Raw genomic sequence first — 23,277 nt, forward strand, 5'->3', positions numbered from 1 at the left:
GTCTAAGTCTCCATATTGATCATGGGAAGTTTAACCCCCTTTGCATGGGCCACATCAATGGCTGTTTTGTATCCTGCATCGGCATGGCGGATGATACCGGTGCCCGGATCATTTCGAAGAACCGTGATCAGGCGGTTTTCCGCTTCCGGGGTCCCGTCGGCCACCGTGACCTGGCCGGCATGGAGGGCATACCCGATACCCACACCGCCACCGTCATGGAAGGAGACCCATGTGGCGCCGGAAGCCACGTTTGTCATGCAGTTTAACAAGGCCCAGTCTGCCACGGCATCAGAGCCGTCTTTCATGGCCTCGGTTTCCCGATAGGGCGAGGCAACCGATCCACAGTCCAGATGGTCTCTGCCAATGACAATGGGGGCTTTAACCTTTTTGTCCCGGACCAGATCATTGAACAATTTGCCGGCTCGTTCCCGTTCCCCATATCCCAGCCAGCAGATCCGTGTGGGCAGTCCCATATGTTCCACTTTTTCCCCGGCCATTTTCAGCCAGTTGATCATTTTGGTTTTTTCAGGAAACAGCCGGATGAGTTCCCGGTCTGTGACCCGTATATCTTCAGGATCTCCTGAAAGGGCTGCCCATCGGAAAGGGCCTTCGCCCCGGCAGAAAAGTTCCCGGATATAGGCGGGAACAAATCCAGGATAATCCATGGCATTGTCCACACCCCGTTTCATGGCCTGGGCCCTTAGATTATTGCCGTAATCAAAGGCGATGGCCCCTTTTTTCTGCAGTTCAAGAATGGCTCTCACATGAAGGGCCATGGAATTCAAGGCCATGTCCTTATATGTTTCCGGGTCGGTTTTTCGAAGGGTTAAGGCGGCTTCAAGGGAGAGACCCTGGGGAAAATATCCATTGAGTTCATCATGGGCACTGGTCTGGTCGGTGATCACATCCGGAATAAATTTTTGTTGTATCATGGCCGGCAGGACGTCACAGACGTTGGCACAAAGGCCGATGGAAAGCGGGGTGCCGTTTTTCGCGGCTGCCTGTGCACTTGCAATCGCCTGGTCAAGGCTTGTGGCTTCAATGTCCAGGTATCGTTTATCCAGTCGTTTTTTAATACGGGTCGGGTCAATTTCAATGCAGATGGCCACCCCGTTTGCCATGGTCACGGAAAGGGGCTGTGCCCCGCCCATTCCCCCAAGTCCTGCGGTGACGATAATTTTTCCGGTCAGATCGGAATGATAATGCTTCCGGCCAAGGGAGGCAAACGTCTCATAGGTGCCCTGGAGAATCCCCTGGGTGCCGATATAGATCCATGACCCGGCCGTCATCTGGCCGTACATGATCAGGCCTTTTTTGTCCAGTTCATGGAAGGTGTCCCAGTTGGCCCATTGGGGAACAATATTGGCATTGGCCATCAGGACTCTGGGGGCATTGGTATGGGTTTTCAACACACCCACGGGCTTGCCGGACTGAATCAGCAGGGTTTCATCATTTTCAAGATCCAGCAGGGTTTTGACGATAACATCAAAGCAGTGCCAGTTTCTAGCGGCTTTGCCCAGGCCGCCATAGACGATTAATTCGTCGGGGTTTTCCGCATTGTCCGGGTCAAGATTGTTGCACAGCATTCGCAATGCCGCTTCCTGGTACCAGCCCTTGCAGTGCAGTTGGGTGCCCCGGGGCGATCGGACCGGTCTGGCAACACCACAACCGATCTTTAGATCCTTTAAAAGTTTTTCTTTGTTTGTCATTATTTTTCCCCCCAATATGGTTGACATTTGGTTTTGGATTGGATACTGCCTGTCTATACAAGTATCGATATGATGTCAAGAAGATTAGCCACTGGAGCGGAGTTCATTCTCCGGAAATTTATGAAAAAACAGATTGTGTTGCATGGAAGCGGGTTTCTCCTGGAAGAGCTGATTCAAATCGCCAGAAACAACGTCGGTATCAAAATACCGGTTGAGTCCGAATCAAGAATCAACAAGGCGCGACACCTCATTAACAAATGGGTGAAGCATGGCGAAAGAATTTATGGTGTCACCACGGGATTTGGAGCGCTGTCAGAGGTGACGATTTCCTATGACGATACAAAAAAACTGCAAAGAAATATCCTGTTCAGTCATGCCGCGGGCATTGGAAAGCATATGGAAGCGGATGTGGTCCGGGCCATGATCGCGTTGCGGGTAAATGATTTTTGCCGGGGCAATTCAGGCCTGCGGCTGGAAACCATTGAAAAACTGGCCCAGCTGTTAAACGAGGGGATTATACCGGTGGTACCGGAAAAAGGATCTGTGGGGGCCAGTGGCGACCTTGTTCCCATGGCCCATCTTGCCCTTGTGTTGATCGGGGAGGGTGAGGCCTTTGTTGATGGTGTTCGAATGTCCGGTGCCCGGGCATTGCGGGAACGATTGATCAAGCCCCTGGTGCTTGAGGCAGGAGAGGGGATCGCCCTGATCAACGGCACCCAGTTTATGATTGCCCTGGCGTGCCTGGCCCTCCATGATGCCTTGAACCTTTGCAAGCATGCCGATATTGCCGCCAGCATGAGTCTTGAAACCCTCATGGGAACCCGGGCTGCCTTTGACCCCAGGATTCACCAGGCAAGGCCCCATATCGGTCAGATCAAAGCGGCAGACAATATGCTCAGGATTACGGATAATTCTGAGATTATCTCTTCCCACAGAGACTGTTCAAGGGTTCAGGATGCCTATACCTTACGATGTTCTCCCCAGGTCCATGGTGCGTCCTGGGATGCGTTTGCTTACGTGGAAAATGTTGTCAACGTGGAGATGAATTCATCCACAGAGAACCCCCTGATATTTCCGGAATCAGAAGAATTTCTGTCCGGCGGCAATTTTCATGGCCAGCCCCTGGCCCTGGCCTGTGATTTTTTGGGCATTGCCATTGCAGAACTGGCCAATATTTCGGAACGGCGGATAGAACGGCTTGTAAATCCTCAACTGTCAGGACTTCCCGCCTTCCTTATTGAAGACGGCGGATTGAATTCCGGATTCATGATTGCCCAGTATGTGGCAGCAGCCCTTGTTTCTGAAAACAAAGTGCTGGCCCATCCCGCATCGGTGGATTCCATTCCCACGTCGGCAAACAAGGAAGACCATGTCTCCATGGGAGCCCTTGCCGCCCGGAAGTGCAGGGATATTGTCGCCAACACCGAAGAGGTCATTGCCATTGAATTGTTGTGTGCGGCCCAGGGCATTGATCTGTTCACCAACATGAAAGCAGGAGACGGTACCCTGGCAGCCTATGAAGTTATCCGGAGCAAGGTTGATTACCGGAAGGCAGACCGGATCCTGTCAACAGACATTGCCCGGGTAAAGCAACTGCTGGAAGACGGCAGTATTGTGAGGGCAGTGGAGCATAAAGTGGGTGGGCTGTATTAGGCACCCGTCAGTGTGACGAGTTTGAGATCTCCCCATAACCCGATGCTGTCGCCCTTGAGGATCACAATCCCCAGAATGCCCGGTATGGCTTTGCCGGCATCGATGGCGCCCTGGATGTCAGCGGGTGTTTTGATGCGGTTGCCCAGTGCTGTGGCCACCGCATCGGCCAGGGCACAGGAACGGGCCATCACTGTGGCGGCATCTGCCTTACCAAAGCTCGTTGAATGACCCAGTGTCCCGGACGAGGTACACATCCCATAAGGGGTATCCCTTTTGTCGACACGGATGCCGGTGGTCATGCTGAACGGCGAGTTTTCAGCATAAATTTTGAAAATGGTTTCAGAATCGGATTGAATAAAAATATCGCCCCCGTTTTCCACGATCACTTCCGGGGAATGGTCCAGTAATGACCTTCCGGCATGTTCTGCCACAGCACCTGCCACAGCCGCCATGGGGCCGACATTGGCCAGCCTGGCGGCATCCATCATATCCCGGATGATGCCGGGTGCCGGGCCTGTATCCTTTAAAGGTACAATGGCGGTTAAAAAGTCAGGATGCAGGTGGATATAGGTTTCAATATAGTTTCGACAGGTAAGCACGGATTTTATGGCGATATCGGTGAGGTCGGTTTTGGCCTGGATATTCAGATTGGTTTCTTTTACCGTGATGTCAAAGGTGACCAGCCCTTTTTTGTGATGCTGCCTGCGATAGGTGCGATTTTCAAACATTTTCAATGGAATCCGGTTTTAAATGATCCGGGGCCTGGCGGATAAAATACGAGTCGGTCATGCCCGCGATATGATCCCTGACGATTTCAGGGGGTGAATGGGTTTCCCGGTATTCAGCGGACATGCCATGTAAAAAATTCGTAAAAATAACCGAGTGTTCGTTTTTTTTTTCAAGATCTGTCAAGTAGGTTTCAAACAGGAAACTGAAAATGTCCTCAATGGAAGACAAATGCCGTTTAATCACCGGGTTCTTATAAATATGCCGGTAGTTAAATGCTTTCAGCTTTTTTAAAGCCCTGGAAACCGGTTCGGAAAAGCCGATGAACTCCTGATTCAGGCTGTTTGAAATCAAATCGGTGACCAGGCGAAACACAATGGTGCCGTTTGTCCGGCCTAGTATCTGCCGGCAGGTATCCGGGATGTCCTGTCTGTTTACCAGGCCTAACCGGATGGCATCTTCCAGGTCCCGGCCAATATAAGAGATGGTATCTGCCATTCTCACCACACAGCCCTCCATGGTCATGGGGAGCGCATCCCAGGATTTTTTGTTTTTCATGGTCTCCATCATGCGATCCAGCTCCGTAAAGGACCTGTTTTTTTGGGGAACAAGGTGTTCTGAAGGTGCTTCTCCATCGTGGCAGAGAATGGCATCCATGGTTTGGAGGCTTAAATTCAGGCCGCTGCCTTTTTTTTCGATCTTGTCGAGGAACTGGATGCTTTGAAGATTATGGTGGAAAAAGCCGGCACCCTGTTCATGGGTCAGCTTTGAAAGAAAACGCTCGCCATCATGTCCGAACGGGGTGTGGCCGATATCGTGGCCCAGGCTTGCCGCCTCAATGAGGTCTTCGTTCAGTCCCAGGTACCGGCCAATGGTCCTTGCAACCCTTGAGACCAGCTGGACATGAATCACCCTGTGGGTGAGGTGGTCGTTATCGATGAGGGAAAATACCTGGGTTTTGTCAATATATCGTGTAAAGGCAAGGGAGTTTAGAATTCGATCGGAATCTGTGGAAAACGCCTGGCGATAATCGGTTCCAGTGAATTTTTCCGGGTGACGTCTCAGGGCGGTGTGGCTGAAACAAGCCAGGGAACAAAGATTTTCTTCCTCCCTGAGATCAAGAAGGTCTTTTAATTCCCCGGCTTTTTCAAAGATATCATTCAATAGTGTCGTTACAATTGTTTAAGGATGTTTTCCACTATTTTATCAAATGCTTTTGTAAAGTCACTCCCATTGTCTTCAAACATCATGGGAACCCCTGCATCCCCTGAGGTAACGACCCGGGTGTCAAAGGGAAGTGATCCTAAAAATTCAAGGCCCTGGGCTTTTGCTGTTTTTTCACCACCACCGGAACTGAACAGATCAATGGGTTCGTTGCAGTGCGGGCATTTGAAACCGGCCATATTTTCCACAATGCCAAGGGTTTTTAAGTGAACCGTCTTGCAAAAAGAGATGGATTTCCGGATATCGGCCAGCGCTACTTCCTGGGGGGTGGTCACAACGATGCCCAGCGCTTCGGGGATGGTCTGCACAACGGTTAAGGGTTCATCACCGGTTCCCGGAGGGGCATCAATGATTAAAAAGTCAAGCTCTCCCCATTCCACGGAACTGACAAATTGTTTGATCATCCCTGTTTTGGCAGGACCTCTCCAGATGATGGCCTGGTCCTTATCCTGCATCAATGCCTGGACAGAAACAACCTTAAGGTTGCCATTGATCTCTTTGGGGATCAGCAGCTGGTTCTCAGAAATTTCCAGAAGATCTTTCAGTCCCAGCATCTGGGCAATGGACGGACCGTGGACATCCACATCCATCAGGCCTGTTTTATAGCCTTTTTTGGAAAGGCAGGCAGCAAGGTTGGCAGAGACACTGCTTTTACCCACCCCGCCTTTTCCGCTTAGAACAAAAATTTTATGTTTTATTTTGGAAAGAGAGTTTTTTATTGCCACGTCTTCCTGTTGCTGTCTGGCTGCCATGTCCTGTCCACCACCTTGTGAAGGACAACTGCCTCCTGATTTGGCGCTGTCAACACTTTTATGAATCATTTTATAACATCTCCTTTGAGAAAAATTGTTAGTCAATCACATCAATAATGCTCATTATCCTGATTCTGTCAACTGGAAAACAGACTCTTTTATGGGGGGATTGGGTACAAAATTTTTGATGTCGATGATCAGTCTATTGTTCTCCAGATCTTTGATTTCGATTTGTGTCGGAATCTCACCAAACGCATATGCGGAATATTTTAGAAGCGTTACCTCATATACCATTTTTCCTGCAGCAGTTATGGATTTGAGTGCGTTGACTTTCCCCTTGCCATTGAAATGGAGGGTTTGTTTTCTTCCTTTCCAGTCCTGTTTCAATATAATCGTGGATAAAGATGGATCTGACGTTGAAAAATAGGCCTCTTCAAATTTTTTAACCGGCAGCCGCCCCAATAAAAGGGATATCATCTCCGATAATTTGACTGGAACCCGGATATAATCTTCCATGTCCGGGTCCTTTGCCGTATACGAATGTTTGGCATGCTCCCGGGTATGTGAAACGAAAATGATTTTCTTTCCATTGGCAACGATGGTTTCAACGGGCAGGCCGGATAAAAGAAAGGTGATCCTTATTTTATTGGGGAAGACCGCAGCCCAGGCAATTTTATATTTGTCTGTTCGCGTTTTGGTTTCAAGTCTTGCCCAGCCGGTTCCCTTGCTGGCCAGAATGTGTTGATTGAACGATTTTGCCTGGCGCGAAAGAACGGCGGCTTTCTGATCAAGCAACGGGTTGATGTCAGGCCGGACCGATGCACACCCTGAGAGGATAAGCATAACCGCGACACTATAAATTGTTGCTGATACAGCGTTTCGGCTATTCATTTATTCGTTTTTGCACAGCGTCAATTTTTTTTTTAAGTTCCAGGGCTTTTTCCTTATCTTGCTCCTTGATATTGGACAACGCTTTTTTATAGGCATTGATGGCATTCTCAAGTTGATTTGCCTTTTGATACGCATCACCTAAATGATCGGCGATAATGGTTTCAAAAGACGTTAATTCAGCTGCTTTTTCAAGGTGTTCCACGGCTTTCTGGTAGTCGCCCATTTTATAATAGACCCAGCCCAGGCTGTCAGTGACATACCCGTCATCGGGCCTGAGTTCATAGGCTCTTTTGAGCAGCAACAGGGCTTCATCCAGTTTGATCCCCTGATCCGCATAGGTATATCCCAGGTAGTTCAATGCCTCGGAGTCCGTTGGATCAATTTCAATAATGGTTTTCATGGTGTTGATGCTTTGTTCTTTTAACCCCGCTTTATCCTGTATCGCCCCCAGCCTGAACAATAAGGAGGTGTTGCCGGGAGAATCAACCAGCCCTTTTTCCAGGAGCATTATGGCTTTTTTATGGTCCTTATCTTTTTCATAAAAGGAGGCCAGGTAGATGATAATATCGATATCTTTTGGAAAGAGCCTGTATTTGTCTTCAAGATAATTTGTGGCAGTCTTTTCTTCGCCGAGTTGTTTGTAGAGCAGGGCAATGTTCAAAATGGTTTTTTTATACTGGGAATGATCCGGTTTGATTTTTAAATAGTAAAAAATAGCTTTTTTGAAATCCTTTACCGCTTCATAGGCCATGCCGGTAAAAAAATTTAAGGTTGGGTTTTCCGGATCCGCCTTCAGCAGTTGCGAAAAGACGATGACAGCATCTTCATATTTTTTGCCGGAAAGATATTCTTCTACGGCAACCATGATCAATCTGGAATTACTTTCAATGCCCCGGCCAAGCGTCATAAACAGGTTTTTTGCTTCCGGTTTCATATTGGTTTTAAAATAGTGCAGGGCCATCCCTAACTGTGCTTGTTGATTGTCCGGTTCTATTTCAATAATTTCCCTATAGGTCTCGATAATCTTTTGTCGGGTTTCCGGGGTATTTTTCAAGCTGTAAATTTTTATCAATTGAAACCGTGGTTCTAAAAGATCCGGCTCAAATTCAATTGTTTTTAAAAAATGGGTTGTAGCCAGGTCATACTGATGCTGATTCATATATGCCTCGCCCAGATAAAACCAGGCGACATAATCGTCAGGGAATTGCTCGACCATTTTTTTAAACAGTATCAGGGCCTCATCGTTGTCTTCCTTTTCAATATATATTTTTCCAAGGCGAAGAAAGGTCTCTTTGTTGTTTGGATCAAGTACAATAATCCGGTTTAAAATTTCAACCAGACTTTTTTCATCCAGTGAATCTTTTTTTAACCGGACAAGCAGCAGCAGTCCCTCAACATCATCAGGCCTTTGCTGGATCAGATGGTCTGCAAGCGCCAGCGCTTTTTCTTTGTTGTTTTGTCTCAGGTATAACTGGATCAGGTCCCGGGTTAATATGAATGAATCCGGATCTTTGACAAGGGCCTTTTCCAGCGAAGCAATAGCGGATTCATAATTTTGGTTTTTAATGTGCATCCTTGATTCAAGGTAGTAATAATTGGCAGACAGATCATCGTCATCTTTTACATTATTTATTTGACTGGGTTGCGATTCAGAAAGCGTTCGGCTTTGTTTGAGCTCTGTGCAGCCACCAAGAAAAAGAACCGGGATTAAAATGAGAAAAATACAAATACAACTATTTTTCATAATTCGTATTACCTTATAATGATTACAAATTGTCGTTTACTGGGTGTGATCATACATGTCAAAATCAGGCATATCTTTTTTGAAAAAGGCTTTCATTTTTTTTATGATATTGTTTTCAATCTGTCTTACCCGTTCTCGTGATATGGAGTATTCCTCTCCGATTTCCTGCAGTGTTTCAGGACTGTCTGAAAAGATTCTTCTGTCAAAGATTTCCAGTTCTCTGGCATTAAGCGTCTTTTTAAACTCATGAACTTTTTTATGCAGGATATCTTCAATTTCTTTTTTGGCCACCTGTTCCTCAGACGAATCAGACTCAACATTTATAAATTCAATTCTTTCTGTATTTGAATCGTTTTTTAAGGGCTCATCAAGGCTTAAGTCCCAGTTGGCCAATCTCTGATCCATGTCGACCACTTCTTTTTCCGATACGCCCAGTTGTTCAGATAATAGTTTGGGTTTTGGATCAAATCCCTGTTCAATCAGTCGCTGCTTCTCTTTTTTTAACCTGAAAAACAACTTGCGCTGACCCTGGGTTGTTCCAATTTTTACCATTCGCCAATTATCCATGATGAATTTAAGAATATAGGCTTTTATCCAGAAAGAGGCATAATATGAAAATTTTACATTTTTATACGGGTTGAATTTTTTGACCGCCTTCACAAGGCCAACATTGCCTTCCTGGATCAGGTCCTGAAGGTTCTGAACCCATATCCTATGGAATTCAAGAGCAATTTTAACCACCAGCCGCAGATTGGATGTGGTCATGATATAGGCGGCTTCCTGATCTCCTTCTTCCTGAATTCGTTTGCCAAGCTCAACTTCCTGTTCTCTTGTAAGCAGTTTGTACCTGCTTATCTCGTTAAGATAACTTTGAATGGGGTCGGACTTTATAAGTGCTTTTGAGCTTGAAGTTTTTGTTTTTTGTGTAGAAATTAGAAAATCTTTTTTGGTCAGTCTGTTTTCGTTTTTATTGTCCTGGTCGATCTCTTTTGTCATTAAATATACCTTAAGATAGTTTTGATAAAAAGTGAGTATACCATATTGGCCATATCGATAAAAGCAATATATTTTGTACAAAAAAACAATTCACCGCTTTTTTTGTGGACAATTTCATTTGAATTTGATAAAAGATCTTTTTGTTTGCGCCTGTAGCTCAGCTGGATAGAGCAACGGACTTCTAATCCGTAGGTCGCAGGTTCGAATCCTGCCAGGCGTACCATTAAAATCAAGGCTCTCGGGAAAAATCCCTGGAGCTTTTTTGTTTTCTCCGGTCTTCTTCCGGTACTTTTGAAATTTTTCCATATTCCAATTGGGTTTCTGGGGGATTTTGGTCTTTTTTTGTTCAGCCCACCAAGCCCACCGGCCCCACAGTTACATTTACAAAATGGACAGGATTCCATGCACATTACGTCCTTAGTCCGGCAAATTCCGCTTAAGGCTCCATTGCCTCCCTGGACGCAAGTTCACTCTCGAATACAGGCTCATGAGCCTGTTCTCGGAGAGTTCGCATTCCTGTGTAGGCTTGTTTTGTAACTACACCCATATCCGGGTTGGGGATAAAGGATTACCCTTGTTCCACAAAATATATTATAAAAACCACTGTGGGGAAATGGCCGGGTATGATGCTCATGGCTTATATAATTGAATAAAAATCACAAGGCTGGAAAAACCATCTATACCATATGTGGGGATGCCAAAATTTCGTTAGGACTGAGTCTTTGATACGCCATTGGCCTAAAGGCATATTCTTATCAAATGCAATATCCAATGCACCCGCCTTCCTCCATTTTTCATTGAGCTTAGGCCAGGTCATTAAATAATACCGAGCCCGTTCTTGTTTCTGAGTCTTTTTGGTCTGTAATCTTTTTGGCAAATATGTTTGATAGGTTCGCATCAAACACATTGCTATTCGCAGATATCTTCTACTCATACCAAAATCTGCATGTTGCCCTTGTGAAGCGCGCCTCTTGTAATCAAACATTAAGTCTTCTGGCCCATGCAACCCTATGTGCGAAGCAGATTGTACGACATGGTCCTTCAGGATACGATTGTAGCGTTTTCCAACCTTTCTGGTATGAGTTTTCCCCTGGATCCCGCCGGTTTGTTTAACTTTTGGAATAATGCCGGCGTATGAAACCAAATTATTTATAGACTTTTGTTTATGGGGATCACCAATTTCCGCACTTACACCAGCTGCTAAAACGATTCCAATTCCCCGAATACTGGTTAAAAAAGATCCTTGAATCTGGGCTAAATTTTCAGCGATTTCCTTTTCCAGCTGATAAATATTATCTTTCAAGCAGCCATAAAGCTTTGTTTGTTGTTTCAATGAAAGCTGCAATGTTGAAATAGATTCTATTGGTGGCCTGAGGATTTGGCCAGCATAGTCCTGAAGCTTTTTAGCGCAAAGATCTGGAAGATGCACGGCATGGCGGGAAAGTAGTTTGGTTAATGTCGAACGTCGACGTCGACGGATTTGATGCACACTGAATCGATCTTCCATCAATAATAATGAACATTTTGAGAAAGGTAGAATTCCACTTTTCTTTTCGTTTAAAAACCCAGGAAAGATCCGATCAACAATTGAATGAATTCTATTTTTTACACCGGTTGTCATGGCAACAAATTTTCGTCTTTGACGAACCAGCATTCTTAAATTCCAATAGATACCGGATTGAGCAGGAAAACAGTTTCCTCTGCAACTGAGAAGTACTTTACAAATTCCCAATAAATCTAACTGATCAGTACTTGCTTGCAAATTCTCACGATGTCTTTTTGCATCAAAGGCATTAACTCCTGCAACTATCCAATTTTCCGAACGTAAAGCAGCTATGAAATTGTCGGCATAAGGACCACAATCTTCACCACCAAAAAAAGTATGCTGGCGGCCAATTCCATGATGCCGACAAGATTTTGTAACTTGATCAATTAAATAGTTTTTGCCTTCCTGTGAGTTCTTTACAGAGAATGGTTTGCGGATAATTCGTCCATTACCGTCGCAGAACATTGCCAAATGATCTTTTTTGGCATAATCAATTGGAACACACATCACTTTGGATCTGTTCTCTGCCATCTCGAAAATAGTAAGGATTTCTTGACATTGATTCTGAAAAATGTTTCTTTTTTTCATAGTGAAGCTCCTTATAAAATTCAACTGCTTAATTGCAGATTGATCATCAAAAATACCACTATTTTAGATGGTACATTTTATTTATGGGGAGCTTCACCCTTTTGAAGATAAACTATTCTGTTTTCAGTTTAAATTATATGGAAAAAATGAAACTATTTACCCCATAATAATTGAACCATGAATCTGTGTGAGATAGTTTGAAAAGCTCTCACAAATTCATAACATCAATTATTCTGAAAGGTACCAGACAAAGTCGTCGCCTCAGGAATATGAATTTTTCAATCTAAAAATATTTTTTTTGTTCAGAATACTTAAATTCACAACGGATAAAGTTTGATTTATGGTTTATGATTACAAAATGAATTCCCAAATATTGATAAAATTCATGGGACGTTTAATCAAAGACGCCAAGAAAAAAGTATTTTTGATTCTGGATTTCTGTCAAATATGAAGCAATGGTCAAATACAATCCCCATAGCGCCCTTTTTTTATCCCGCCCAGGATTGAAAATCGTCTGAAAACTGTTTTATTTTAGCCAATGAATATTTTCAAGAGGTGCTTGAAATCTACCATCCTCAACTTTTCTGATTTTATTGAGTTCTCCTTTCATCACCACGGTCAAAAATTGGCACCTTTGCTGCTATATAACTTTTATAGAATTCCGGAATTCTATAAAATGGGTTGCACATTAATAATGCCAGATTAACACAAGACAGGCAGAAAGGAGTCGCTGGCTGGCTTGAAAAAATTTATAGCAAGATCTTTTTTTGTTTCGGGAGGTTATTTCTCCCTTGGTTTCAACGTCTATGGTTTTCTAAACAGTTCAATAAAATAAGTAAAATTAATTTTAAGGAAACAGCACATTATGAAAAAATTAGTATTCGGATTCACTTTTTTAATTGCAATTTTTTGCGCCTTCGCATTCAATGCACAGGCCAGTACAATTTATGGTTATACCTCTTTTAGCGGGTCATTCGAGTCGGATAATAATGATTTGTCTTTAGCCAAGGTTTTCACCGATTTCAGCAATGTTGTCGTCTCAACTGACGGAGGACTCGATGATTATGCACCGCTTCTTGGAGATCAATCTGTTACGCTCGGTACCTTCACATTTGATCCGGCCGTTGATTCACTAATTGAAGAATTCTGGATGATTGATTATGATTCTAAAATATACAGCTATGATTTACTGACCTCTGTTATCAGCTATTCCGCCGAAAACTCCATAGTTATTAATGGAACGGGGATCGCTCACTTAACCGGTTTTGATGATACCGATAGTATTTGGGTTTTAAGTGCCAGCGGTGCCGGCACGGTATCGACTTTCACTTTGTCGACTTCGGTACCGCCTGATTATCAACCATCCAATACTGTCCCTGAGCCCGCCACAATGATCCTGTTTGGTCTGGGTCTCCTTGGCGTTGCCGGATTAGGAAGAAAAAAGAAATAATCTGTCTTGAATAATTGACACGACTGTTAAGGGCGGATTGTAGGTTGATCCGCCCTTTTTTTCCTTAACTGCTCACCATCCCGGTACGGAACTTGAGTACTATTCAATATCGTCCAAGGCAACCAAGGCCGGAGAATTTTATAAACAAATATCATAACCGAATTTTATAAGGAGAAATATCATAAAACCGAATACAGAAGACATAGAAAAAGGCGAGGAGCATTGATAAAAAGGCACGATCAAAACCAATAATTCAAGACAAAACAAATAAGGAGGTTCAACATGAAACACAAATTTTTATTGATTTTAGCAATTTCAGCATTCACCGTACTTCTTTTCGCTCCCTTGGTATCGGCCACGCCAATACTAGGTTCAGCAGCAGACTACGCAGTCCTGAGCACCTCGACGGTGACCAATACCGGGGCGACCACCATCACTGGAGATATGGGTGTCTATTCAGGTACTTCGATCACTGGTTCAGGGAGCATCTCGCTCACCGGAGCTATGCATACGGCTGACGCGGATGCGTCACAGGCGCAGATTGATACCACCACTGCGTACAATGCCCTGGCAGCGTTGGCACCCACCTCTGTTTTGACAGGTGTTGATCTGGGAAATCTCATCCTCACATCAGGCATCTATTATTTTGCATCATCGGCTCAGTTGACGGGAACGCTCACTCTCGATGCCGAAGAAAACGACAACGCGTACTGGGTTTTTAATATAGGGAGCACACTCACGACTGCAAGCAGCTCCAAGGTTAACGTGATCAATTATGGATCTAATTATGGCTCGGATTACGGCTTGTTCTGGCAGGTCGGAAGCTCCGCGACTCTGGGTACCGACACTGTGTTTCAAGGAAATATTCTCGCGGACCAGAGCATCACCCTGAACACCAGGGCAAAAATTATGAACGGCAGAGCCCTGGCACAAATTGGAGCAGTAACAATGGATACCAACACCATCAGTAACATCTGCCTCAGCGCAGTCGGCAATTATTACATCGGCCCAGGTTTCAGCAACGGCCTTGAGTTTAGCGGCAACGAACTTATCCAGACGACCGTTGGTTTCAAAACCTTTACGCCCGTTGAATATATTCCCCCATCGCCCGGTACCATTGCGGTCGTTCCAGAACCCTCAACCATGGTGCTCTTCGGCCTTGGTCTCCTGGGTTTTGCCGGATTGGGAAGAAAAAAACACTAATCGGACTTGAATAATTGACATTTCGGTTAAGGGCGGATTATAGAATGATCCGGCCTTTTTTTCCTTAGCCCTGCCCGTTTATTTTTACCAGACTCGCCAGATGGGGTTTATAAAGCGCTTAAAAAAAAACTGGGAAACATAAGCCTGCATCATTTTTCTATTCTGTTGATTCTATGAGAATAATTGCTCTTAAAAATATTTTAAGACCCACTCCGTCCATCAGACAAAAAGGGTCATATCCAAGCTTAGGTCGAATGTGACCTTATGAGGGTTGATCTATAATCTTTCGTATGGCTGATGCTATTCTTGACATCGTCACAGGCTTTGCCAAATAGCCCGCAAACCCAAGTTGTTCGGCCTTTTTCTCATCAATCTTGGAACTGTAGCCTGTACAGATAATGACGGGGATATCAGGTCGGATTTTAAACAATTTTTCAGCCAATATAATTCCCGTCATATTCGGCATGGTCATATCCGTTATAACCACATCAAAATAACCGGGATTCAGCTTGAATAATGCCAGTGCGTCTTCCGGGCTCGACATGGCTTCAACCCGGTAACCCAACTGCGTCAGCGCTTCCCTGGAGATCTCAGTAATGGTTTCTTCATCATCTACAAAAAGAATGGTTTCCCTGCCAGTGAAACATTCATCAGAGGGAATGGTTTTTATCGCTGGCTTTTCATCAATTATGGGGAAAAGCAGCGTAAAAGCAACCCCTTTCCCAGGCTTGTTTTTCACCGTAATGACACCCTTATGATTTTTGACAATGGTGTGAACAACAGCCAGCCCCATCCCTGAACTGTTGCCCATTCCTCTGGTTGTAAAATAGGGGTCAAAGATCCGGCCAATGATCTTGGGGTCAATGCCTGGACCATTGTCACTCACCGTAATTTTAATATACTCCCCGACGGCAACGCCGGGATAATCTGTGGTGGAAACTTCTGTTAAAATTTGGGTTTCAACTTTGATTTCAAGGATGCCGCCGGTTTCCTCCATTGCCTGGGAAGCATTGGTACAAAGGTTTATCAGAATTTGCCCGATCTGGACGGGATCGGAAAGAATCGACATCGCTTCATCCGGGAAAGCGGTATGGATTTTTATGGTGGCTGGAATTGATGCCCGGAGAAATGAAAGAGCATTTTTGATCACATAGACAGGATTTGTGGGTTTTTGGTCCCCCTCGGTTATACGATTGAAACTAAGGAGCGTCTTTACAATGCCGGCAGCCCTCAGGCTGTTCTTTCTTATGGCTTCAAGTCTGCTTTGCGCAGGATTCCATTCCGGTATGTCTTTACCCGCCAGGTCAACATTCCCCATTATAATAAAGAGGATATTATTAAAATCATGGGCAATACCGCCGGCGAGTGTACTGATGGATTCCATCTTATGCAATTGGTGAAGCCGAGCCTGCAAATCTTCCCGTTCCCTTTCCAGCTGTTTGCGCACACTGATATCGCTGATGACGGTGCGGTATTTCCCTGGTTTTGTGGTCTGATATTCAATAAATGTGCTTTCCATCTGCACATCAAAGGATTTTCCATCCGTTGTTTTAAGTCTCAGTTCACAGATATGTCTTGTTTTTGTATGGGAAAGATGTCGTATATGCTGATAATATATATCCTGGTCTTCAGAAAAAATATACGCCGACAAGCACTGGCCGATAAGAAGACTTCTTTCCGTTGACAACATATCTGCCAGGGTCAGGTTGGCGTTGAGGATCAATCTTTTTTCATTCAGGGTGATGTAACCCACGGGTGCGAAATCATAAAGTTCAGTATAGCGTATTTTCGACCGCATCAGTTCCTTTTGGGAACGATACAGCTCATCATTCTGAAGTTCAAGCTCAATCTGGAATGTCTGGAGTTCATGAATTAATTTAGCTGAATCTTCAAGGGCAATTTGTGAATTGACAACCTCTTTTTTTGTTATCACTTCTTCTGCCTTACTGCGGAGTTGGATAATCTTTTCTTGTGTGATTTTTCTTTGTTCCATCGATATGGTTTCCCTTTATTCATCGACCTCCGGCAAAGCCGGAGGCTTGTATTGTGAACCGCTCAAAGCGGTCATAAAACCATGAGCCACCTAAAGGTGGCTAAAACAGTTCCAATTGATCGGTTCTTTTGTCCAATATTTCCTGTTTTTGGATGTATTTCCTTACGGTCTCTTCATCTCTACCCACTGTTGAAACATAGTACCCCCTGGCCCAAAAATTTTGCCCGACAAAATTGCGACGTTTTCCGGGGATGACCGTATATCGCTTTTTTCCGATATTTTGGAATCCAGACCAGATGATACTTGCAATCATAGGTAGTATGGTTTAATTTTTTATTGTTGTTCATTGAAAGTCTCCTTTTCTGTGATCTTTGAGCGGTTCACAGTATTGGAGACTTTCTTATATTCCCGCAAATGTTAAACTCTGGGAGTCTCCCCGGCAAAGCCGGGGGTTTACCCTTTATTAATTATTTAATTATGGTTCAATTTACGTGCCAGGCTTCCAATTTGCGGCTTATTAATGCCACCCTGCCTGTCTGCGGATCTTCTGAATAAAAAGACGTTCAAGCGGCTGCTGGTGAAAGTATATAGAATAAGGTCATATGCCTCCTTCGGTCATATATGGCCTATTTTGATCACTTACCTTTCAACACTGCCTGTTTCGGGTAAGGGGATATGAATTGAGGGATTACGGTTTTTGAATGCCGAGTTTTCGCATGCGGGCGCGTAAGGTGCTCCTGTTTAACCCAAGAATTTCTGAAGCGCCGTTTTTCCCGTCGACTTTCCATTGGGTTTGTTCAAGCACGTGAACAATATGGTCGCGCTCAACTGCTTCCATAGTTTTCCGGTTTGTATTGAATTTTGTTGACAATCTCTTGAGTTCTTCAGCCAGGCGCAGCTTGGGGCCGGAAGAGTGGATCACGGCCCGTTCCAGAACATTTTCCAGTTCCCTGATATTTCCAGGCCAGTCATAATTTTGCAAATCAGTCATGACACTATCCGGAATGATTTCAATGACCTTGCCCAACCGCCTGGAAATCTTTTTGACGTAAAAATCCACAAGAAGTGGCAGGTCATCTATACGATCCCTGAGGGGAGGCACTGTAATCGGAAAAATATGTAACCGGTACCAGAGATCATCACGGAAATTGCCCTTGCGAACTTCCTCCTCAAGATTCCGGTTGGTGGCGGTGATAAGGCGAACGTCAACTTTGAGGCTTCGGGAGCTGCCCAACCGTTCAAATTCACCATCCTGAATCACCCTGAGAAGCTTGGCCTGAAGTTCAAGGGGAAGTTCTCCAATCTCATCTAAAAACAGAGTCGCGCCATTTGCCACCTCAAAACGACCCTGCCGTCTGGCAGTCGCACCACTGAAGGCTCCTTTTTCATGGCCGAACAACTCACTTTCGACCAGGTTTAAAGGCAGCGTGGCACAATTCATCTTCACCAAAGCCCTATTTTTGCGAGGTCCGTTAGCATGAATGGCCCGGGCGATCAATTCTTTACCGGTTCCGGTCTCACCAAGGATAATTACAGCGGTGTCTGTGGGGGCGATTTGCTCAACCTTATAGAGTGTGTGTCTGAGTGCGTTACTGTTGCCGATAATATTTTCATAGTTGTATTCTTGTTTGATTTCCTCTTGAAGATACGCTTTTTCAGCTTCAAGAAGATTTTTTAAACTTTTTATTTCAATCAGGGCATCATGAAGGCCTTGAACGGCCTCTTTGCGCTCGGTGATGTCTTGAAGCGATCCGGCCATACGTATGGCGTTTCCCTTGTCATCCCAGATCGCCTGGCCGCGTGCCAGAAACCATCGATAGTCACCTGACTTTGTTTTCAGCCGGTATTCAATGTTATACGGAATGTGTTCCTCAAGGTGGCTTTGCTCAGCGGTCCAGACATCATCAGTATCCTCTGGGTGCAAACAGCTTCGAAAAGCATCAACCGTTCCAGGAAACTCCTTGGAAGTGTATCCCAGGATTTCTTTGAAACGGTCTGAGTAAAAAACGGTATTTGACAGGAGATCCCAGTCCCAGATGCCATCGCTTGTGCCTGAGATGACCACTGCATATCTTTCTGCAAGTTTATGAACCTTTGCCTCAGCCTGTTTTCGCTCTTTAATTTCCTGATTCAGTTCCTTGTTCCTATCCGCCAATTGGGCGGTTCGTTCTTTAACCTGCTGCTCAAGCTCTTCAAAAGCTTTTCGCAATGCCTCTTTTGCTAACTTGAGTTCATTTATATCGGTTATTGTTGTTTGTATCTGCGCATTGTCCCCATTATGGTTTTTCACTATAATGGTGCCAAGTTGAGCATGAAATTGGGTGAGGTCTTCTCTTACCAATCTTAATTCGCAGACCTGTTTGGCATCTGATTCAAAAAGCGTTTTTCGATGAAAGTAGAAAGCATCCTGATCCTCTTTAGCTATAAATCGAGAAAAGAATTTTCCAATTAATATACTTCTTTCTATTCCCAGCATGGAGGCACAGGAAAGGTTTGCCTCTATGATCATTCCCTTTTCATTCAGTGTCAAATAACCGACCGGTGAAAAATCATATAAATGAACATAACGATCCCGCGTGACTTCAAGTTCACCTTGGATGCGTCGGAGTTCATCATTCTGCATTTTTAATTCAATCTGATGGACCCGAAGCTCGTGTAATTGGTTTGCCATTTCTTCAGGTGACACCTCGGAAAGCAATTCAGTATTGCCACCGTACATATCAAGCTTTTTTTCTGCACGCTGTCTGAGTTCAGAATCACTGGGGGTATCTTTTTTTCTTTCCATCATTTCCTTCCTTATTCTTTGCTCAACCATGCAAGATCCCGTTCCGTTGATGCAATTTCAACGGGCCGACCGTTTTCATCATTTAAAGCCGTTATGGTTACTCAGACGTCCAGAATCTTTCCAGTACTTGTCTTCCTCTGCGTTCTAAATGATATTACAGGAACTTTCTCCTCTAATTTTTCAACGATGGATTTGAACTCATCTTGTTTATCATCCGGGAGAAATTCTTCAAAATTCATTTTTAATGCCTCGGATTCAGTCCAGCCGTACATTTGCTGCGCCCGTTTGTTCCAGGCTAAAATATTTCCGTCCATGTCCAGAACGGTAACGGCATCATTGGAGTCTTCAAGAACCGCTGCCAGCCTCTTTAATTTATCTGCCTGTTTAATCTTCTGCACATTAAAAAAGGTCATGACCACACCATCAATTATATTGGAGGTTGTCCGGTATGGAATAATCTTTAATGAATACCAGATGCCATCTTGTGACAGAATGTCCAATCCCACTGTATTCAGATCGTTGAGGACACTCTCGGCCATACTGACAAGATCGACACCGGCAAAACGGGTTTTAAGGTCATTAAACGGTCTGCCGATATCGGTCGAAATTAAATTGATGATTCCGGCAGCAGCAGGCGTATAGTTTTTTATGCGCAGGTCAGTATCGATAAAGTTACTTTCGCATAGTTTTTCGAGCATTTTCCTAATGAAATCTTCATCATCTATAATGAGTATTTTAGCCAATTTTATTCTCTTTCGCTTGATCAAGAACTTTTCGAACCTTTGAGGAAAAATCATTGATCAAAATCGGTTTATGAAGGTAGCCCATGATACCAAGAGTCTTTGCTAATTCATGGTCAAGGTTTTCACTGAATCCTGTGCAGATAATAATGGGGATATTCGGACGAATTTTAATTAATTTTTTGGCGAATTCCGTTCCAGTCATACTGGGCATTGCCATATCCGTAATGACAAGGTCAAACTTATCAGGCTCAGATCCAAACAATTCCAATGCTTCTATGACGCTTGTTTTTCCTGTCACAGTATAGCCAAACTTCTCAAGTATCCGAACACCTAATTTAACGATAGGCTCTTCATCGTCAACAAATAAAATCCTTTCATCCCCCCCTATCCCTCTTTTATCCAGGCCGGGCATGCCACCTGGTTCCATGGCCTGGGAAGTTAATGGAAGGTAAACATAAAAGATGGTCCCTTTACCTGGATTACTTTCAACCGTTATTGCGCCCTTATTATTTTTAACAATCCCATAAACAACAGCCAATCCTAATCCAGAACCCTTTCCCAAGTCCTTTGTTGTAAAGTAGGGTTCAAAAATATTATCCCTTATTTCAGGAGAAATACCCGTGCCGGTGTCACTAACGCCTAAACAACAATATTCCCCGGGCGGCAGCTCCAATTTGGGATCAGGTTTGACCTTATTTAAAGAAACTTTCAATGTTCCGCCTGTTTCCTCCATGGCATGATAGGCATTGGTGCAAAGATTCATGATAATCTCATGAATTTCAGTGGGATCACCCAAAATAAAGTCTGAAGCTTCATTGAGATCTTTCTGTATTTCTATGTTGGCCGGAATGACAGCTCTTAATAACTTTAATGTATCTTCAATCTCAGACTGAATCTGCATGGGTTTATGTTCCAGCTCTTTCTGACGGCTGAACAATAATATTTGTTTAACCAGGTCACGGGCTCTTTTTGCCCCTTGAAGAATGACCTTAAGATTTTCTTTTATTGGATGATTTTCAGGAAGGTCTTGAATGGACATCTCTGCAAACCCAATTATAGGGTATAAAATGTTATTAAAATCATGGGCAATCCCTCCGGCAAGGGTACCGATTGACTCCATCTTATGGGATCTATAAATTTTTTCTTTTAAAGCCTTCTGGTCTTCTTCTTTTTGTTTTTTTTCAGTTATATCTCTTGAAACAGCAATCAATCGATCAACACTACGGTCTTTTTTATAAGTCGGGGTTATGATAACATGCCACCATTTCGGTTTGCCTTTTTCTGTTGGGCAATATCCCTCAAATTCTCCGACGTTTCCCTCTTTAGCTGTTGAAATGGCTTTAAGCGCAGCCTCATGATCAGAATCTTTCCAGAAATCTGGCCAGGATTTATTCAGATAGAGACTGATATCTTCAATCTCCAATAATGCCTGACCGACCTTGCTGATAAATTCAAGTCGCCCGTCCGGATAAAGGGTTTTGATACAATCATGGCTTCCTTCAATAATTTTTTTATTGAACTCTTCACTCTTGTTCAGTTTTTCCTCGGCCTGGACAAGCTCTGTGATGTCGTTAACCGAGGCCCGGATCTGTTGAAAATCATTTTCCTGTTTTAGAAGAATGCATTCCAAACGGATATATAACTCATGACACCCTTTTTTTATAAGACGCAGTTTACAAGACTGGGGGGTCCCTGTTTCCATAAGCCGTTGTTGGTGTTTATAGAGAATATCCTGGTCCTCTTTTAGAACAAAACGGTGAAAAGGCTTTCCAATCAAGTCTGCCCGAGTGACACCCAGCATTGAGGCAAGGGTGAGATTGGCCTCATCAATGATCCCCTTTTCAATCATCGTAAAATAACCGTTCGGTGCGAAATCATACAGATGAGAATACCTGTCACGGGATTCTTCAAGTTCTTCGTATGTCCGACGGAGTTCATCGTTCTGCATTTTCAACTCAATTTGATGGACCTGAAGCTCGTGGATGTGGCTCTTCATGTCATCCTGAGAAAAATCGACAAGGGAGTCGTCTTCACCGAAGGGTGCTTCCAACGCCTCCTCGGCCCTTTGTTTGAGCGTGGAGATATCAGTTGTTTTTCTTTTTTCTGTTGACATGATCGCCTCCTTTAATACTGCATTTACCAGCCGCAACAAAGGAAAAATTTATTACATTTACAAAATACTAAAACGATACTTTATTTTAGTAAACTCTCTTTTCTTTTGATCTAAGCTTTAGTTGGCATGCTTTCTGTTTCATTTAATTATATTTATTTATATCACTATAAAAAACTTTTGTCAAGAATAAGGATTGCTATAGTGCATTTTTTATATTACTATGGTTTACTGAATTTAAGGATTGTGTTATAAGGAGAGGCCCTTGGAAAGTTTATCAAAAAAAATCAAAGAAACTCGAAAAAAAAAGAAGCTCACATTAGAACGTTTAGCAAAAGCAGTAGGCTCAAGCAAAAGCTACATGTGGCAGGTAGAAAATGCACATAAAAACAATCCATCATTTGAAATCGTCGTTAAAATTGCAAAAGTATTTGGTGTGCCTTTGGATTATTTTGCCAATCCGCATGACACCCAATTATCAACAGATGATAAAAATAATTATTTTTTAAGCCGATTCAATGAATTGGATGACGATTCAAAAGAGCTGATAGAAAATCTGATTGAACATTTAATTAGAATCAACAAAAAGAACATTGATCAACGATGAAAAATGAATTGATAGACAAAAAAGCAGTTGAGGTTTTCCAAGCGTCTGTTTTTTACTTTCCATCATTCTCTAACGTCTTCTTTGCTCAACCATGCAAGATCCCGTTCCGTTGATGCAATTTCAACGGGCCGACCGTTTTCATCATTTAAAGCCGTTATGGTTACCCAGACGTCCAGAATCTTTCCAGTACTTGTCTTCCTCTGCGTTCTAAATGATATTACAGGAACTTTCTCCTCTAATTTTTCAACGATGGATTTGAACTCATCTTGTTTATCATCCGGGAGAAATTCTTCAAAATTCATTTTTAATGCCTCGGATTCAGTCCAGCCGTACATTTGCTGCGCCCGTTTGTTCCAGGCTAAAATATTTCCGTCCATGTCCAGAACGGTAACGGCATCATTGGAGTCTTCAAGAACCGCTGCCAGCCTCTTTAATTTATCTGCCTGTTTAATCTTCTGCACATTAAAAAAGGTCATGACCACACCATCAATTATATTGGAGGTTGTCCGGTATGGAATAATCTTTAATGAATACCAGATGCCATCTTGTGACAGAAT

17 protein-coding genes, 1 tRNA gene and 1 pseudogene are annotated in these 23,277 nt (G+C 43.7%); 5 read left to right on the forward strand and 14 right to left on the reverse strand.

All coding sequences use genetic code 11. The features are described from left to right. Positions 1–2: 2 nt before the first annotated feature. The gene (hutU, locus tag Q1Q15_RS11545; protein ID WP_300459845.1) at positions 3–1,709 is read right to left on the reverse strand and encodes a urocanate hydratase; all 1,707 of its coding nucleotides are present in this window, start codon (positions 1,707–1,709) and stop codon (positions 3–5) included. Positions 1,710–1,829: 120 nt separating this feature from the next. Here hutU and hutH point away from each other — a divergent pair, with 120 nt between their 5' ends. After that, the gene (gene hutH / locus Q1Q15_RS11550) at positions 1,830–3,362 is read left to right on the forward strand and encodes a histidine ammonia-lyase (RefSeq protein WP_300459848.1); all 1,533 of its coding nucleotides are present in this window, start codon (positions 1,830–1,832) and stop codon (positions 3,360–3,362) included. Here the strand turns inward: hutH and Q1Q15_RS11555 are convergent. The 6 genes from Q1Q15_RS11555 to Q1Q15_RS11580 are packed head-to-tail and all read right to left on the reverse strand — an operon-like array spanning position 3,359 to position 9,695. Next, positions 3,359–4,090 (reverse strand): UPF0280 family protein, encoded by a 732-nt coding sequence (locus Q1Q15_RS11555; RefSeq protein ID WP_300459850.1) that lies wholly within the window; start codon positions 4,088–4,090, stop codon positions 3,359–3,361. The genes hutH and Q1Q15_RS11555 overlap by 4 nt on opposite strands. Next, positions 4,083–5,252 carry an HD domain-containing protein gene (locus tag Q1Q15_RS11560; protein WP_300459852.1) on the reverse strand — a complete coding sequence of 390 codons (1,170 nt, stop codon included), beginning with the start codon at positions 5,250–5,252 and terminating at the stop codon, positions 4,083–4,085. The genes Q1Q15_RS11555 and Q1Q15_RS11560 overlap by 8 nt, the downstream gene beginning before the upstream one ends. An 8-nt stretch (positions 5,253–5,260) precedes the next feature. Next, entirely contained in the window at positions 5,261–6,133 is an 873-nt protein-coding gene (locus Q1Q15_RS11565) for an Mrp/NBP35 family ATP-binding protein (protein ID WP_300459855.1), read from the reverse strand. A gap of 54 nt (positions 6,134–6,187) precedes the next feature. Then, entirely contained in the window at positions 6,188–6,955 is a 768-nt protein-coding gene (locus Q1Q15_RS11570) for a hypothetical protein (RefSeq protein WP_300459857.1), read from the reverse strand. Next, a complete protein-coding gene (locus Q1Q15_RS11575) occupies positions 6,948–8,699 on the reverse strand; it encodes a tetratricopeptide repeat protein (RefSeq protein ID WP_300459860.1) in 1,752 nt (583 codons plus the stop codon). Before Q1Q15_RS11575 ends, Q1Q15_RS11570 begins: the two co-directional genes overlap by 8 nt. Positions 8,700–8,735: 36 nt before the next feature. Next, the gene (locus Q1Q15_RS11580) at positions 8,736–9,695 is read right to left on the reverse strand and encodes an RNA polymerase factor sigma-32 (protein WP_300459862.1); all 960 of its coding nucleotides are present in this window, start codon (positions 9,693–9,695) and stop codon (positions 8,736–8,738) included. A gap of 146 nt (positions 9,696–9,841) precedes the next feature. Between Q1Q15_RS11580 and Q1Q15_RS11585 the strand changes: the two genes are divergently transcribed. Next, positions 9,842–9,918, forward strand: a tRNA-Arg gene (locus Q1Q15_RS11585). 414 nt (positions 9,919–10,332) lie between these two features. Here Q1Q15_RS11585 and Q1Q15_RS11590 read toward each other — a convergent pair. Further along, positions 10,333–11,829: a transposase gene (locus tag Q1Q15_RS11590; RefSeq protein WP_300459865.1), complete on the reverse strand. Its 1,497-nt coding sequence runs from the start codon at positions 11,827–11,829 to the stop codon at positions 10,333–10,335. An 865-nt stretch (positions 11,830–12,694) separates the two neighbouring features. On the opposite strand from Q1Q15_RS11590, the gene Q1Q15_RS11595 reads away from it, so the two are divergent. After that, positions 12,695–13,279, forward strand: a complete 585-nt coding sequence (locus tag Q1Q15_RS11595) for a PEP-CTERM sorting domain-containing protein (RefSeq protein ID WP_300459868.1) — start codon at positions 12,695–12,697, stop codon at positions 13,277–13,279. A gap of 282 nt (positions 13,280–13,561) precedes the next feature. Beyond that, a complete protein-coding gene (locus Q1Q15_RS11600; RefSeq protein WP_300459871.1) occupies positions 13,562–14,482 on the forward strand; it encodes an ice-binding family protein in 921 nt (306 codons plus the stop codon). Positions 14,483–14,744: 262 nt separating this feature from the next. Here the strand turns inward: Q1Q15_RS11600 and Q1Q15_RS11605 are convergent, their stop codons facing one another. The 5 genes and pseudogenes from Q1Q15_RS11605 to Q1Q15_RS11630 form a co-directional block, all read right to left on the reverse strand. Beyond that, entirely contained in the window at positions 14,745–16,475 is a 1,731-nt protein-coding gene (locus Q1Q15_RS11605; protein WP_300459874.1) for a PAS domain-containing sensor histidine kinase, read from the reverse strand. A 100-nt stretch (positions 16,476–16,575) separates the two neighbouring features. Further along, a pseudogene (locus tag Q1Q15_RS11610) lies at positions 16,576–16,822 on the reverse strand (transposase). Positions 16,823–17,163: 341 nt separating this feature from the next. Then, complete coding sequence (locus Q1Q15_RS11615; RefSeq protein ID WP_363320938.1) at positions 17,164–19,263, reverse strand: sigma 54-interacting transcriptional regulator; 2,100 nt, start codon at positions 19,261–19,263, stop codon at positions 17,164–17,166. A 98-nt stretch (positions 19,264–19,361) separates the two neighbouring features. Continuing rightward, entirely contained in the window at positions 19,362–20,003 is a 642-nt protein-coding gene (locus tag Q1Q15_RS11625; protein WP_300459876.1) for a PAS domain-containing protein, read from the reverse strand. Further along, positions 19,996–22,116, reverse strand: a complete 2,121-nt coding sequence (locus tag Q1Q15_RS11630) for a PAS domain-containing sensor histidine kinase (protein WP_300459877.1) — start codon at positions 22,114–22,116, stop codon at positions 19,996–19,998. The genes Q1Q15_RS11625 and Q1Q15_RS11630 overlap by 8 nt, the downstream gene beginning before the upstream one ends. 262 nt (positions 22,117–22,378) lie before the next feature. Here Q1Q15_RS11630 and Q1Q15_RS11635 point away from each other — a divergent pair, with 262 nt between their 5' ends. Further along, positions 22,379–22,720, forward strand: a complete 342-nt coding sequence (locus Q1Q15_RS11635) for a helix-turn-helix transcriptional regulator (protein WP_300459880.1) — start codon at positions 22,379–22,381, stop codon at positions 22,718–22,720. A gap of 62 nt (positions 22,721–22,782) precedes the next feature. On the opposite strand, the gene Q1Q15_RS11640 is transcribed toward Q1Q15_RS11635, so the two are convergent. Continuing rightward, on the reverse strand, positions 22,783–23,277 hold a 495-nt coding region (locus Q1Q15_RS11640), incomplete at its 5' end, for a PAS domain S-box protein (protein WP_300459883.1).

Source organism: Desulfobacula sp. (genome assembly GCF_030145145.1).
In the GTDB taxonomy this organism is placed as follows: Bacteria; Desulfobacterota; Desulfobacteria; order Desulfobacterales; family Desulfobacteraceae; genus Desulfobacula.

What these genes read in the sequence shown, in the direction of transcription:
- hutU (WP_300459845.1), bottom strand. Translation starts at nt 1,709, where the DNA reads ATGACAAACAAAGAAAAACTTTTAAAGGATCTAAAGATCGGTTGTGGT.
- hutH (WP_300459848.1), top strand. Translation starts at nt 1,830, where the DNA reads ATGAAAAAACAGATTGTGTTGCATGGAAGCGGGTTTCTCCTGGAAGAG.
- Q1Q15_RS11555 (WP_300459850.1), bottom strand. Translation starts at nt 4,090, where the DNA reads ATGTTTGAAAATCGCACCTATCGCAGGCAGCATCACAAAAAAGGGCTG.
- Q1Q15_RS11565 (WP_300459855.1), bottom strand. Translation starts at nt 6,133, where the DNA reads ATGATTCATAAAAGTGTTGACAGCGCCAAATCAGGAGGCAGTTGTCCT.
- Q1Q15_RS11570 (WP_300459857.1), bottom strand. Translation starts at nt 6,955, where the DNA reads ATGAATAGCCGAAACGCTGTATCAGCAACAATTTATAGTGTCGCGGTT.
- Q1Q15_RS11575 (WP_300459860.1), bottom strand. Translation starts at nt 8,699, where the DNA reads ATGAAAAATAGTTGTATTTGTATTTTTCTCATTTTAATCCCGGTTCTT.
- Q1Q15_RS11580 (WP_300459862.1), bottom strand. Translation starts at nt 9,695, where the DNA reads ATGACAAAAGAGATCGACCAGGACAATAAAAACGAAAACAGACTGACC.
- Q1Q15_RS11590 (WP_300459865.1), bottom strand. Translation starts at nt 11,829, where the DNA reads ATGAAAAAAAGAAACATTTTTCAGAATCAATGTCAAGAAATCCTTACT.
- Q1Q15_RS11595 (WP_300459868.1), top strand. Translation starts at nt 12,695, where the DNA reads ATGAAAAAATTAGTATTCGGATTCACTTTTTTAATTGCAATTTTTTGC.
- Q1Q15_RS11600 (WP_300459871.1), top strand. Translation starts at nt 13,562, where the DNA reads ATGAAACACAAATTTTTATTGATTTTAGCAATTTCAGCATTCACCGTA.
- Q1Q15_RS11605 (WP_300459874.1), bottom strand. Translation starts at nt 16,475, where the DNA reads ATGGAACAAAGAAAAATCACACAAGAAAAGATTATCCAACTCCGCAGT.
- Q1Q15_RS11615 (WP_363320938.1), bottom strand. Translation starts at nt 19,263, where the DNA reads ATGATGGAAAGAAAAAAAGATACCCCCAGTGATTCTGAACTCAGACAG.
- Q1Q15_RS11630 (WP_300459877.1), bottom strand. Translation starts at nt 22,116, where the DNA reads ATGTCAACAGAAAAAAGAAAAACAACTGATATCTCCACGCTCAAACAA.